The 12,881-nt window shown below is 45.5% G+C and carries 13 protein-coding genes; 2 read left to right on the top strand and 11 right to left on the bottom strand.

What is annotated here, in order from left to right; all coding sequences use genetic code 11:
- The first annotated feature begins 36 nt into the window (after positions 1–36).
- A complete protein-coding gene (locus BQ9893_RS05125; RefSeq protein ID WP_081415370.1) occupies positions 37–492 on the top strand; it encodes a 2-amino-4-hydroxy-6-hydroxymethyldihydropteridine diphosphokinase in 456 nt (151 codons plus the stop codon).
- Here BQ9893_RS05125 and BQ9893_RS05120 read toward each other — a convergent pair.
- The 11 genes from BQ9893_RS05120 to BQ9893_RS05070 all read right to left on the bottom strand — a co-directional run bounded on the left by BQ9893_RS05120 (position 385) and on the right by BQ9893_RS05070 (position 11,613).
- Positions 385–1,419 carry a class I SAM-dependent methyltransferase gene (locus BQ9893_RS05120; protein ID WP_075965025.1) on the bottom strand — a complete coding sequence of 345 codons (1,035 nt, stop codon included), beginning with the start codon at positions 1,417–1,419 and terminating at the stop codon, positions 385–387. The two genes, BQ9893_RS05125 and BQ9893_RS05120, sit on opposite strands and share 108 nt — an antisense overlap.
- Complete coding sequence (locus BQ9893_RS05115; protein WP_075965423.1) at positions 1,406–2,536, bottom strand: glycosyltransferase; 1,131 nt, start codon at positions 2,534–2,536, stop codon at positions 1,406–1,408. The genes BQ9893_RS05120 and BQ9893_RS05115 overlap by 14 nt, the downstream gene beginning before the upstream one ends.
- A 5-nt stretch (positions 2,537–2,541) precedes the next feature.
- Entirely contained in the window at positions 2,542–3,783 is a 1,242-nt protein-coding gene (locus BQ9893_RS05110; protein ID WP_075965024.1) for a glycosyltransferase family protein, read from the bottom strand.
- Positions 3,780–5,096, bottom strand: coding sequence for a UDP-2,3-diacetamido-2,3-dideoxy-alpha-D-glucuronate deacetylase VimE (locus tag BQ9893_RS05105; RefSeq protein WP_075965023.1), 1,317 nt, complete (start codon positions 5,094–5,096; stop codon positions 3,780–3,782). The genes BQ9893_RS05110 and BQ9893_RS05105 overlap by 4 nt, the downstream gene beginning before the upstream one ends.
- A gap of 13 nt (positions 5,097–5,109) precedes the next feature.
- Complete coding sequence (locus BQ9893_RS05100) at positions 5,110–5,748, bottom strand: PIG-L deacetylase family protein (protein ID WP_075965022.1); 639 nt, start codon at positions 5,746–5,748, stop codon at positions 5,110–5,112.
- A gap of 7 nt (positions 5,749–5,755) precedes the next feature.
- Positions 5,756–6,715, bottom strand: a complete 960-nt coding sequence (locus BQ9893_RS05095) for a GNAT family N-acetyltransferase (RefSeq protein WP_075965021.1) — start codon at positions 6,713–6,715, stop codon at positions 5,756–5,758.
- 125 nt (positions 6,716–6,840) lie between these two features.
- The gene (gene recA / locus BQ9893_RS05090) at positions 6,841–7,884 is read right to left on the bottom strand and encodes a recombinase RecA (protein ID WP_075965020.1); all 1,044 of its coding nucleotides are present in this window, start codon (positions 7,882–7,884) and stop codon (positions 6,841–6,843) included.
- Between the two features lie 6 nt (positions 7,885–7,890).
- Positions 7,891–8,349: a thioredoxin-dependent thiol peroxidase gene (gene bcp, locus BQ9893_RS05085; protein WP_075965019.1), complete on the bottom strand. Its 459-nt coding sequence runs from the start codon at positions 8,347–8,349 to the stop codon at positions 7,891–7,893.
- A 9-nt stretch (positions 8,350–8,358) separates the two neighbouring features.
- Positions 8,359–9,288: a radical SAM protein gene (locus BQ9893_RS05080; RefSeq protein ID WP_244155084.1), complete on the bottom strand. Its 930-nt coding sequence runs from the start codon at positions 9,286–9,288 to the stop codon at positions 8,359–8,361.
- Positions 9,289–9,408: 120 nt separating this feature from the next.
- Positions 9,409–10,602 carry a saccharopine dehydrogenase family protein gene (locus tag BQ9893_RS05075; RefSeq protein WP_075965017.1) on the bottom strand — a complete coding sequence of 398 codons (1,194 nt, stop codon included), beginning with the start codon at positions 10,600–10,602 and terminating at the stop codon, positions 9,409–9,411.
- A gap of 177 nt (positions 10,603–10,779) precedes the next feature.
- A complete protein-coding gene (locus tag BQ9893_RS05070; RefSeq protein WP_075965016.1) occupies positions 10,780–11,613 on the bottom strand; it encodes an AraC family transcriptional regulator in 834 nt (277 codons plus the stop codon).
- 144 nt (positions 11,614–11,757) lie between these two features.
- On the opposite strand from BQ9893_RS05070, the gene BQ9893_RS05065 reads away from it, so the two are divergent.
- Complete coding sequence (locus BQ9893_RS05065) at positions 11,758–12,873, top strand: efflux RND transporter periplasmic adaptor subunit (RefSeq protein ID WP_081415369.1); 1,116 nt, start codon at positions 11,758–11,760, stop codon at positions 12,871–12,873.
- Positions 12,874–12,881: the final 8 nt, after the last annotated feature.

Below are 12,881 nucleotides of genomic sequence, written 5' to 3'. Positions count from 1 at the left end.
TTAGTTTTGTTGTCGTAAAGGCTTTAAAATACGACTATGTGGAACAATGCTATATTATGTTTGGGGTCTAATACCGATTGCGAAGCGAATCTGAGATCTGCGGTTGGTCTGTTACGTGCTTATTTCAGCTCGATCCGGTTCTCTGAAGCGGCTTATACGGAGCCGATTGGTTTGCCTGATTCAAGCCTATTCTTGAATCAGGTGGCTATTGCCGGTACGGATGCTTCACTGGAAGAGGTGAAACGGGTTTTGAAGGAGATGGAAAAAAGATTGGGACGCATGTCGGACAGCAAACGAAAGGGGAAGATCCCGATCGATATAGACCTGCTCCTTTGGAATGAGACAATCTTGAAACCTGCCGATTGGGAAAAGGAGTATGTGCAACTACTTTTCCAGTCTGTAGCGTATGGAAGTTATGATGATGAAAGGGGAAATACGTATTCCCCAAGCCCCGATACTCCTGATCAATTTATTGGCGATCATGGCACATAAGTTCTTCAGTTTGTTTTTCCCAAAGAGGTTGTAGAACCCCACTTGTATAAAGCACAATCCGTCTTCTTCCCCAGACAAGAGATAACGATATTCTTTTAGAGGGAGAATACGTTCCATATAATTGCCGGTTTCCGGGTCACAGGTGTTGTGCTTGTCCTGATATCCGGTTAACGTAGCAGCGCCTGTTCCATCGTAGTTGTTCGATTGGATGAAATACTGGATATCCTCATAGTTCATCCCGCGAGTGATAGCTGCATATTCATGAGCCTTGCTTTTCTCCATATCCGGATAGGTCCGTTTAATGAATTCCAATCTTTTGGTATAATAGTTTGGAGTGGCGGCATTTCCTTTTTCATAAGCATCCATTTCTTTTCTGAGTTTTCTGCATTTCCAGAAATTCTTCGGGTTGGAGCCGGTCATGAAGACTAAACTCAGATTTTGGTTGAGCGAGGAGATGTCGGCGAAGAAATGTCGGAGATTGTAAATATGTTCGATCACATCAAGTCCGACGACAGCGTGCGGTTTTACTTGATTCTCTTGACACCATGCGACCAGGTCGGGCGAGTCTCCGCAAATGATTACGTCCGGTCCGATTCCGAAAACTTTACTCACCTCTTTTACTGTCTTTACGGAGTCGGGATTCCGATCTATATAAATGACTTTGTGGACTCCGAGCATTTTTGCCAGAATACTGAAAAAACCGCATCCGCCACCATAGTCTACCATAATGATATCCTTATTCAATAGCGTGATCGATCTCATTACGGATTGAACATAAGCGTATATGTTTATGTAGTAGCAATGAGCTGATTTTATGTTAGCTATATACTTTTTGTTATAATCACTGATCGGTAGTTTATCAAAATCGATCTCTATTATTTTCTGCTCGAAATCCGTTAGAATTTTTATTATATTATTTGTTTTCATAAATAAAATTGTATAGAAGTTTTCCTTGATATTGATTGGAATAAGTTGGATAGAGGAAGTTGCGGCGCTGTTCGATCAACTCCGGGACCATATCAGTATGCATCAACTCCCGACAAATGTGGATCATTTCATCTGGAGTATCGGCAATATGGCAGAGCTGTTCCAGGCCGCTACCTGTTATCATCAGCCGGTTGACCACAGTATGGCGTCCGGCAAAGAGGCTGTTTAGCAGTTTCAGTTTTAATCCGGTCGCTTGGAAAGTGATCAAGACATGTATTTGTGCATCGTGTATCAACTTATTCATCAGCTCTTCTGAAGGATTAGCTTCGATACGGATATTCGGATAAGGAGCTGCCGCGTTCAACAAAGAAGCTGGCGGGTCCATACCTGCAATGATACAATGGCAATTCAGCTTGCAGAACACGTTTCGGATGAGATAGAGCGCTGCTTGTGTATTTTCAATCACGGATAGTTTGCCATGATAAAGGATAAAATCGGAAGAACCCGGCTTAACCGTAATTTGATCGTTGGTATGGAAACATGGCATGAACTCGACCGGTTTGTCGGGAAACCGGTGTCGAAGGTAATCGGCATCGGTTGTCGATACGGCAATAATCAAATCTGCATGTTTCAGTACTTTCTGATAAAGTTTGAATCGCCAAGCCTCTATCCGGAAGAAACTTTTTCGGATTAGATGGCTCTCCGCCTGTGCCAAGTGGAAATAATAGTCATGTTCGATATTAGCTTCCCTGTAAATCTTTTTCCTGTTTTTCAGTCGCGGATCGTTTATGTAATAACAGCAATGGAGTCCTTCGAACAAGATCGGATAATCGTTCTTCAGCAGATTGGCGATCAGTTCAGGATGTTTGCGGCTGTATACATTATAAGGCAACAGGGTTATATTGGTACGCAATCCCGTATGCCGTTTGTAGTAATATACCTTTTCACTGATAGCTTCCAGTTCGGCCGAATGCGCACGTTCGTATTCAAAACAGTGTAAGATAATCTTCACACCGCACTGGCGCAGAGCCTTCATTTTATAATATACGTCGATGATTCCTCCATAGTTGGCTGGCCAAGGTATATTGAAAGCTATAATGTTCAGGTGACTTTCCATTTCTGTCATTTACTGTTTAGTCGGGTAAAGATACGCATAAATTGTTCAGTTTGTTTTTTTCGGGAGAAATATTCTACTTCTTTTTTGTTCGTATCTATGTATGTGTATCCATTATCCTGCCAAAACCGATAATGGTACAGGATAAAACGATAGGCCTCTTCAGCTGTCCGGGCTGCCAGTCCGGAACGGGTTTTCCGGATGGCGGCTTCAAGGTAGCTTTCATCGCTTTTTACGCAGAGTAAAGGTTTTTCAACTGCCATCGACTCGAAAAGCTTGGTAGTCATAAACCCTTTGGGACCATCGGACGCAAAGGTATTGGCGAGTTGCAGCAGGATGGAACTGCGGTTTAATACACCTGGAATCTCGGAAGCGGGTATATAATTGAAAAAATCCATATACCGGGCGACCGGGTAAGCGGTTGCAGCCTGCATGATGATCGCTTTTGATTCGGAATCGACATACCATTGGATCCGAAACTTGTCCGGATCAATGAGTTTTTCACGGTCCAACCGGCTGACGGCCTCGAAAAGCAACCGGGGGTCACGTGTTGCCAAACTGATCAAACGTCCGGTATAGGTGATGACAAATTGGGCGGTCCGGTGCTGTTCGGGATAGAAGAGTTCCGGATCGTAACCGTTGTAAACCAATTCCGTATTGGGGTTGTAGGCTTTGAGTTTTTCCACGTGCCAAGGGGAAATGGTCGTGACCATATCTGCCTTCCTCAAAGCGTTGTTTCTGTCTCGTAGCAGTTTATGGCGGAATGCAGCCGTGATTTTTTTGTCTAACCAGGAAAAGGTATGAAAGTTATGAGCGATATATTCATTGGAGGCATATTGTTCGATTATATCCCGCAGGTCGATTACTAACGGCAGATGGTGTTTCTCTGCCACATATCGGGCAGCCGGCAGAGGAAAAGCCCGGTATGAACTGCACAGGATACCGGCATATGTCCCTTTTTCCAGCAAACGGGAGGCTACTTTTGCCATCTTCTTGTCTTTATAATGGAAGAAGAAGTCGAGTATGAATACGCATATCCATTCTAACTTATGCAGGATTTTTCTTTTGGAACGAAAGAAATTTACATATGTGACAGATGTTTCACCCTTTAGAAAAGAAAACGTGTTGTCATCTATTCGCTCGGTGACAACGACTGGTTCCCATCCGGCCCGCTTCATATATTTGCATAAATAGCCCATTCGCGGTCCGAATGCAGGGGGAAACATATCGCATAATATCAGTATCTTCATGATTTTACCAATTCTTTAATGATGGCAGCGAATAGTTTTCGCTGCCAGTCGACAGATACATTTGGCTTGATCCGGGTGGTGATGGAGTCGTTGTGCCAAAGCAGCACCAGTTCGCCGTTGGCACGTACCACCTGTTGGATCAGTTGTCTCGAGTAGGCAAGCGCATCCTCATAGTCGAGATTCATATAAACAGGTTCGTTCAGACTGCATTCCATAATTGTCAACGGATGGAGTACAAGTGAAGAGATGCGTCTGTTCTCCGGGTTAATCCAATGTACCGGACGGGAAGTGCCGAGGCGAAAACCGGCAACATCCGGATATCCCATCGTGAAATCGTCTGTTATTCCCGCTTTTTCCAACCAGTCCATATCCTCCGGTTCACGTGAGGCCAGGTAATGATGCCGATTGTAAGTGACAGGTTTTCCGGTTTGCTTCTCCAACTGTTCTTTTTCCGTTGAGATGAGTGCCGGAGTTTTACCGGCATCGTAGCTGGAGTGTAGTCCAATCCGTGCTTTCTCAATTTTGCAGAGGAGCAAAAGTTCTTGTAAATCCTTAGAATGCAGTTTATAGTGAGGCTTGTCATAAACGGATGATCCACCCGATTTGATAAAGAACAGAGATTCGCAACGCTCTTTTCCGATAGCAGCCTTTAACTCGTTTTGTTGTTCCAAAAACCAGGGGAATGTGTAGAACGGATCTTCTTGTAGCGGACCGTTGAACATTTTCCAGGCTTGTATCAGTCCTTTGCCTTTAATCGTTTCCCGTATCAGATTACGGAAAGTCCGGCAAAAGAAAGGAGCATCCACATCATGTGTCAACCATATTTTCTGTATGCGTGGGGCCGGTTCGACGACCGGCTGTACACGTGCCTGGCGTAACCAGCGACGTAACAATCTACCGTACTCGTCAACTATCGGGCGATGGATGAATCCGGCTTTGAAAGGTAGGGATTCTTTTCCCGGAAAACGGCCGTGAATGTCCCGTATGTTTCGTTTCCGTATTTCTTCATATCGCGTCAGCAGGAAATAGGCACTGGCGATGATGTCGGCATGTACCACCCACGTATCGCCCTGCCATTCTATTTTGGAAGAACCGAAAAGCAGAGGTACGCCTTCTATTTCTTCCAGTGGCAGTTTTGGCATAGACTCGGTTGTCCCGTAAACTTCATCCCGGAAAAAAGGAGAGGGGATGATGACTACGCGATAACGGGAGAATTGGTTCGGGTCTGACGTGTAACCGACAAGGCTGCTCAGCGCACCTGCATTTTCTCCTCCTATCAGAAATTTGATTATATAAGAAATAACGGCTTTCATATAGTCTTTCGCTTTACAGGAACAAACGGACTACTTCGAATGCTTCAGCATAAGGACAACCCGCTTGTACACCACGTGTTTTTGCCAGTGAAAAGATGAACTCTTCGGATAGATAATCGCGTGCTCCTTGTGATTCGTATGCTTTTAATGCTTCAACTTTGGCCTGAATGTGTTTCCTGTTAAGCTCGACAAAACATTGCGTGTTAAATGTCAGATTGTTCCATATCAGCTCGTAGCCCAGCAGAGTTGTATTTTTGAAAGCGCGTAGGCCTTCCTGGGCGATAGTCGTATGGTCCTGGTGAATGTCGTGCAGGCTTGGAATGAAAACAAGGTCAAAACTGTTCGCTTTTTTTAGGCGGATCAGTTCTTCCAATATCTCCTGCCGGACATATCCGAGTTTACGGACTTCATAATTGTAGATGATGAGGTTCTCAGGCAATATTCCCAATTTGGCAGTCGCTTTCTTGACTTCCGTTTTCAAAATATCTTTTGGAAAACCTTCGGGAACGGATTGCTGGGCGGTCGAAAACGCGACATAGGTTACTTTCTTTCCCAGTTCGATAAGTTTGCTTATGGTTCCCCCCAGCCCCAATTCCCCGTCGTCCGTATGAGGAGCCAAAACCAGTATATTATTATAACTGTTTAGTATCATAAATAATCTATCTGTTTATTATTCTTCCTATTTTTAAACAGGCTCTATTTAATAAACTTAATTTCCCTTTGGTTATTGTGAAGAAAGGGGTTTGAATTGCTCCGAATTCGCGGAAAAAGCGTTCGACTCCCGGAATCATAGAACCTTCGAAGTCGAATGTGTCGGTATATTGTGAAACATGACGGATTGCCTCCCATAAAATCAAACTGTGTGCTCCGGATTTCCGAAGAGCGGGGTCTCCGCCGGCTGCTAAGTTATAGGCGGAAAAATTTTCCCAAACAACAAAAATGGCAGCATGCAATCGCCCCTCGGGATCATATCCGCCCCATATTTCTCCCTGCCCTCTTTCCCTGGAGACTTCAATGAGGGTTCTTAGTGTAGATTGATTTTCTTTGTTTTTAATATTTTGCCGTAAAAATGTCTTTTCCTGAATAGACAGAAAATCATCGATGGGGACACCTGTTTTGACAATGATTCCATTTTTGGCAGAGGCTTGTGTGATATGTCCTCTTAGGTTGGAATTCATATTCTCCCAAATCATTTGATGATTTTTTATATGATGAAGGATGTAGGTGTATCGTGTTGTTTGCCGGAATCCTTCCCAATAGAATGGAAGCCAATCTGTAACTTGGTAAGAAAAGTTTTGTAAAAAGAAAGTGAAGCGAGGCAATTGTGCTATGAGTTGTTTGTAGAATGCCTGACGCTTGCTTAGTAGAGTGGTATATTTGCTATTGGCGGATTCTTTTGTTTGCCAAGGTCCCATCGTTTGCGTATAAGAAGGCATGGTTATAATGCCGGGGTGCGGCTGATAGTAAGGCATCGATGCGAGAATTTTATCATTAGCCTCTACTAATGACACATCCCAGTTCTTTTCTCCACATACCGCATCAAGCCACCACGCCTGCGAGAAGATGGGGATATCTATTTCTGTTTGGCAGAGTAAACGGTATTTTTCTTTATTTGTCACTATTTTTTTACTAAAAGAAAATAGGGAAATACATACAAAAAACAAATCTGCATCCTCTTGAGGAAATAGAGGGAATACATTTCCTCAAGAGGAAAATTTTTATTTTGTACGGCTTCCGTGTTCTGTTATCCTTTTAACGCTTCAAAGATCAAGCCGGACAATTCGTCTGCCAGTTCAGGGTTGTCGGCAACGCATTGTTTGGCGGCATCACGTCCCTGCCCTAATTTTGTGTCGTTGTAGCTGTACCACGAACCGCTTTTCTTGATGATGTTCAGTTCAGCGCCCAAGTCGATTATCTCACCGGCTTTGGAGATGCCTTCACCGAACATGATGTCGAACTCTGCTTTCCGAAAAGGAGGAGCGACCTTGTTCTTAACCACTTTTACGCGCACCTGGTTACCTTTGATATCATCACCGTCTTTTAATTTGCCGATGCTGCGGATATCCAGGCGGACAGAGGCATAAAACTTCAGCGCATTACCACCGGTAGTCGTTTCCGGATTGCCGAACATCACGCCGATCTTGTCACGCAACTGGTTGATGAATATGCAAGTCGTGTTTGTCTTATTGATTGCAGCGGTCAATTTACGAAGAGCCTGAGACATCAATCGTGCCTGTAGCCCCATTTTGCTATCACCCATGTCGCCTTCGATTTCCGCTTTCGGAGTCAGGGCGGCAACCGAGTCGATTACGATAATATCCACAGCGGATGAACGGATCAGCTGTTCGGCGATTTCCAATGCCTGCTCGCCGTTATCCGGTTGGGAAATCCACAGGTTTTCGACATCTACTCCCAACTTTTCTGCATAAAAGCGGTCGAAAGCATGTTCCGCATCGATAAATGCAGCGATACCGCCGCTTTTCTGTGCTTCGGCAATCGCATGGATTGCAAGGGTTGTCTTACCGGATGATTCCGGTCCGTAGATTTCGATCACACGGCCTTTGGGATAACCACCTACGCCTAATGCTGCGTTCAGGGCAATAGAGCCGGTCGGGATCACTTCGATATTTTCGACACTCTCATCGCCCAACTTCATGATCGAACCTTTTCCGTAGCTCTTTTCGATCTTGTCCATTGCTGCGCGGAGCGCTTTCAATTTGTCTGCGTTTACAGCCGGTTTTCCGGTTGCAGGCTGCTTGCCTTCTTCGAATAAATCTTCTTTTGCCATTTCCTTTTATAGATTAAGGATTTGATTTGCATGGTCTTTAGTCTTCACCTCTTTCGGGCCGATGATATTGGTGACGATACCGTCTTCATCTATAATAAAGGTGGTACGGAGAGTCCCCATGTATGAACGCCCGTACAGTTTCTTTTCTGCCCAAACCCCGAACTGCTGTTGCAGGGTCGTATCCGTATCAGCGATGAGGCTGAAAGGTAGTTCTTGTTTTGCGATAAATCCCTGATGAGACTTGGCACTGTCTTTGCTGACACCCACTACTTCGTAGCCGGCAGTTTGCAATTCCTTGTAGCCGTCCCGCAGGCTGCACGCTTCCGCCGTACAACCGCTGGTATTGTCTTTCGGGTAGAAATAGAGAGCCAACTTCTTACCTTTGAAATCGCTCAGCTTTATCTCTTTCCCGTTCTGGTCAAGTCCCAGAACTTCGGGAGCTTTATCTCCTATTTGTATTGCCATATATTTATTTTACTTGATGTTATAGTTCATCTTGCGCGTAACGTCCGCTTTCCGGCTGGCTTTCCGTCCGAAAACTTTCCAAAACAGTTTTCTTCCCATGTGATGGCCGGCGGCATACGACTCGAATGTTTCCGTTCGGTAATCGAAATCATCTTGCCAGCAATCCTGAGGAGAAACATAGCAGTATGTAATCTTTTCGATACTGTTGTCGTCCGCTTCGTTTTCCTCCAGTATGATGATGTTCTGCTTGTCGGGAGCCAGGCAGGTGATATGCCTGCGGTGGCATTCTTCTATCAGTGGAACCAGTACGGCATCATACCTCGCATAGATATTAGTCAGATCGAAATCCTGATATTCGCTCTCTCCTATCTTCTGTATCGGACGGAGTTGCAGAATGTCCAGTTCGTTTCCGACAATATCCCATATCCGGCTTAGTTCTTCGAGGTTGTCGTTGTTGATCGTATAATTGATGCGTAACTTGAACTGCGGATACTGTTTCTTTATTTCTGCGACGTTGGCGAGCAACCTGCGGAACAAATCGAATTTGCCGTTCGTCATCAGATACTCGTATGTTTCGCGCGTAAAACCATGTGCCGAGAGAGTCAACTCATCCAACCCGTTTTCTACGGCAGCGGCTAACAGCTCTTTTGTCAGCAGGTTCCCGTTTGTCGTAAGTGAAACGTAAGGGACGTTGTGTCGTTTGCCCAGTGCGATGATCTTGACCAGATCCTTGTGTAAAGTCGGTTCCGCCCCGCAGTCGACCTGAAGTTTCAAGGCACGGTGGAACAGGCTTTCGGCAATGGCTTCTATCTCTTCATATCTCAAGGTGCCTCGCAGGCTTTTCCTTTTCTCCTCATCGCTGAAATAACACATCTTACAGCGGAAGTTGCAGGCCAGTACCGGATCGAGAAAAACGCCGATGTATCGTTTGCCTAACACATGAAACAACCAGAGGCCCAATAATTTGAGCCTTCTGCTTTTGATTTGTGTTCCAAGCCGTAATATGTTGTAAATGTTACGCACTATTTAATTAATTGACAATTATCAATTGTCAATTGTTCAGAGTTCCAGATCAATATTGAACAGTTCGTGCCAAGGCAGACCTTGTTCGTTCAGTTCCTTCATGAACGGATCTGGATCGAACTCTTCCACGTTCCAGACTCCCGGTTTTTTCCAAAGCCCTTGCATGAACAGTTTGGCTCCGATCATGGCCGGAACGCCGGTCGTGTAGCTTACGCCTTGTGCTCCTGTTTCCAGATAAGCAGCATGGTGGCTACAGTTATTATAAACGTAGTAGGTCATTTCCTTGCCATCCTTGATACCGCGGATACGGCAACCGATGGATGTTTCGCCTGTATAGTTCTCTCCCAGATCTCCCGGATTGGGCAAAACGGCTTTCAGGAACTGGATCGGGACGATTTCCTGTCCGTTATACATGATCGGATCGATGCGTGCCATACCGATGTTCTGGATCACACGCAAGTGCGTCAGATATTCCTGTCCGAAAGTCATCCAGAAACGGGCACGTTTGATCGTCGGGAAGTTCTTGGTCAGGCTTTCCAATTCTTCGTGGTACATCAGGTAAGACTCCCTCGGGCCGACATTCGGATAGTTCAACGGTTTGTGTACGGACAGAGGGTCTGTTTCCTTCCATTCTCCGTCTTCGAAATATTTACCCCGTTGGGTAATTTCGCGGATATTGATTTCCGGGTTGAAGTTGGTGGCAAATGCCTTATGATGGTCTCCGGCGTTACAGTCTACGATATCCAGATATTGTATTTCATCGAAATGATGTTTGGCTGCATAAGCCGTATATACACCCGTTACGCCCGGATCGAACCCGCAACCCAGGATAGCGGTCAGGCCGGCATCCTCGAAACGTTTCTTGTATGCCCACTGCCAACTGTATTGGTATTTAGCTTCGTCCAGCGGTTCGTAATTGGCCGTGTCGAGATAGCTGACACCGTATGCCAGGCAGGCATCCATGATGTGGAGGTCCTGATAGGGCAAAGCCAGGTTTACTACTAAGTCCGGTTTGAAGGAATTGAACAAGGCAACGAGTTCTTCCACGTTGTCTGCATCGACCTGTGCTGTTTGTACCTTTACATTCTTGATATCAGCAGCGATCCGGTCGCACTTGCTTTTCGTGCGGCTGGCAACCATGATATCGGTAAAGACATCCGCGTTCATCGCGATCTTCTTAACAGCAACGGTACTAACGCCCCCTGCACCAATAACTAATACTCTTCCCATTTACTAATAGAATTAATCTTGTTAATATACCGTTTACAAGGTTTTAAACCTAACGACAAATATACGATGAATCTTTGAATAATCGGATAAGGAAGGAGAGAAAAACCTTTCATAGGCATGAAACAAAAGTTTTATGCGCAGCAAACTTTTGTTTCGTGCCTGTTAACCGGAACCTGGTTAACGGAGTTTGCGCCTGTAGTATAGTGGAGAGATGCCGGTATGCTTCTTGAAATACCTGCCGAAAAACGACTGGTCCGGAAACTGGAGGCGGTTGGCTATTTCCTGTATGCTCAGGTCTGTCGATTCCAGCAAAACCTTTATTTCGAGTATGACATGTTTGTCGATGATGTTTTTTGCTGTTTCTCCGGAGACTGCTTGCACGATAGCCGACAGATAGCGGGGGGTGATGAACATCTTTTGGGCGTAGAATGAGACTTCGCGTTGGCTGAGACAGTGTTGGTGTATCAGCTGGATGAACCGTTTGAACAATTCTTCCTGCCGGCTGATTCCTTCCGGGCGGTTCTGCTCGAAGATGCGATGTGTTTTATCGTAAATGTCCAAAAGAAAACTTTGTATGTAGTTACGGAGGATCTGCAGCCGGAAACAGTTTTCTTTGTCTTTATAGAGGTCTTCCAGTGCAATGATGAGTCCGTTAATGGTACGTGTACGCTCGGCTGGTAGCGTGACGACCGGATTCTCTTTCAGAAAATGGATGAAAGAAGGATCAAGGCGGGCTGTCGCTTCCTGGAAGAGTATTTTGGAAAATGCTATATAAGAGATAGAGAGGTCCGGACTGGCATATGAATAACTGACAATGCTGTTGGGTAGGAAAACGATCTGCGTATTAGGTACGATATCGTATTTCAACAAATCGATTTCGATCCGGGCTTCTCCGCTATGGCAGAAAAAGATGCAGGCGTCTTCCAGTTTGAAAAGATGTTGGGTCATATCGGAACAATTGTTTGTCCCGACGAAAAAGGGATCTTCGGTGGTTGTGCGTAAAGTTTCCATTCTATTCTTGTTTTGGTTACAAAAATACCGATTTATTCTTTAAATAAAGATGAAATATTCCTGTTTTGAACAATATGGGCTAACTCTTGAACTCTATCGCTTGACAAATCACCTCTACCTTTGCCGCGAATTAAAGATTGGAAAATGATAATGATGAACAAAAGATGGATGCAACTATTAGGTATTATCAGTTGCGCAGCGTTAATGGTGTCTTGCAAGCAAGCGCCATCGGTAGAAATGGAAGCGGAGTATGCAGTGTTGCAGGTACAACCTTCCGACAAAGTAATCTCCACTACTTATTCGGCGACAATCCGTGGGCGGCAGGATATCGACATCTATCCGCAAGTATCAGGCTTTATAACTAAACTCTGTGTAGAGGAAGGACAGGTGGTCCGTCGCGGGCAAGTGCTGTTCGTGATTGATCAGGTGCCCTACCAGGCCGCTTTGCAGACAGCGGAGGCAAACGTGGAGGCTGCTACGGCGTCGTTGGCGACAGCCAAGCTGACTTACGACAGCAAAAAGGAACTTCGTGCCCGTAACGTCGTTTCCGATTTCGATCTGAAAACAGCCGAGAATAATTGGCTAAGCGCCAAAGCGCAGTTGGCTCAGATGAAAGCCCAGGAATTGAGTGCCCGTAACAATCTCTCTTATACGGAAGTGAAGAGTCCGTGTGACGGGGTGGTCGGAACTTTGCCTTATCGAGTCGGGGCGTTGGTGAGTGCCGGTTTGCCGCAGCCACTGACTACGGTTTCGGATAACTCGGACATGTATGTGTACTTTTCGATGACAGAGAACCAATTGCTTGCTCTGACACGGCAATACGGTTCGAAAGCCGAAGCCTTGAAGGAAATGCCGGAGGTGGAATTGATGTTGAACGACCAATCGGTGTATGAAGAAAAAGGAAAGGTCGAGACCATCAGTGGTGTAGTTGACCGGAACACCGGGACAGCCAGCCTTCGTGCCGTGTTCCCGAACGGGAAAGGCTTGTTGTATAGCGGAACTTCGGGGAATGTCGTCCTGCCGGTTTCTAAGAAAGGAAGCCTGGTCATTCCGCAATCTACCACATTCGAAATACAGGATAAGGTGTATGTCTATAAGATTGTGGACGGCAAGGCACAGTCTGCGCCAGTCAGTGTGACCCGTGTGAACGGAGGCCAGGAGTATATCGTCGACAACGGATTGCAAGCCGGCGATGTGATTGTAGCGGAAGGTGTCGGTTTGCTGCGCGAAGGAACTCCAATTAAAATAAAACAAAACTAAGAGAAGAA

This window comes from Parabacteroides massiliensis (assembly GCF_900155425.1).
In the GTDB taxonomy this organism is placed as follows: domain Bacteria; phylum Bacteroidota; class Bacteroidia; order Bacteroidales; family Tannerellaceae; genus Parabacteroides; species Parabacteroides massiliensis.
The sequence above is the reverse complement of the archived record's forward strand: the minus strand, read 5'-3'. Positions and strand labels throughout refer to the sequence as shown.

Bases quoted from the DNA above. Each gene is read 5' to 3' on its own strand.
- BQ9893_RS05100 (WP_075965022.1), bottom strand. From the start codon at position 5,748: ATGATACTAAACAGTTATAATAATATACTGGTTTTGGCTCCTCATACG.
- bcp (WP_075965019.1), bottom strand. From the start codon at position 8,349: ATGGCAATACAAATAGGAGATAAAGCTCCCGAAGTTCTGGGACTTGAC.
- BQ9893_RS05105 (WP_075965023.1), bottom strand. From the start codon at position 5,096: ATGAAAGCCGTTATTTCTTATATAATCAAATTTCTGATAGGAGGAGAA.
- BQ9893_RS05110 (WP_075965024.1), bottom strand. From the start codon at position 3,783: ATGAAGATACTGATATTATGCGATATGTTTCCCCCTGCATTCGGACCG.
- BQ9893_RS05070 (WP_075965016.1), bottom strand. From the start codon at position 11,613: ATGGAAACTTTACGCACAACCACCGAAGATCCCTTTTTCGTCGGGACA.
- BQ9893_RS05065 (WP_081415369.1), top strand. From the start codon at position 11,758: ATGATAATGATGAACAAAAGATGGATGCAACTATTAGGTATTATCAGT.
- BQ9893_RS05075 (WP_075965017.1), bottom strand. From the start codon at position 10,602: ATGGGAAGAGTATTAGTTATTGGTGCAGGGGGCGTTAGTACCGTTGCT.
- BQ9893_RS05120 (WP_075965025.1), bottom strand. From the start codon at position 1,419: ATGAAAACAAATAATATAATAAAAATTCTAACGGATTTCGAGCAGAAA.
- BQ9893_RS05115 (WP_075965423.1), bottom strand. From the start codon at position 2,536: ATGGAAAGTCACCTGAACATTATAGCTTTCAATATACCTTGGCCAGCC.
- BQ9893_RS05125 (WP_081415370.1), top strand. From the start codon at position 37: ATGTGGAACAATGCTATATTATGTTTGGGGTCTAATACCGATTGCGAA.
- recA (WP_075965020.1), bottom strand. From the start codon at position 7,884: ATGGCAAAAGAAGATTTATTCGAAGAAGGCAAGCAGCCTGCAACCGGA.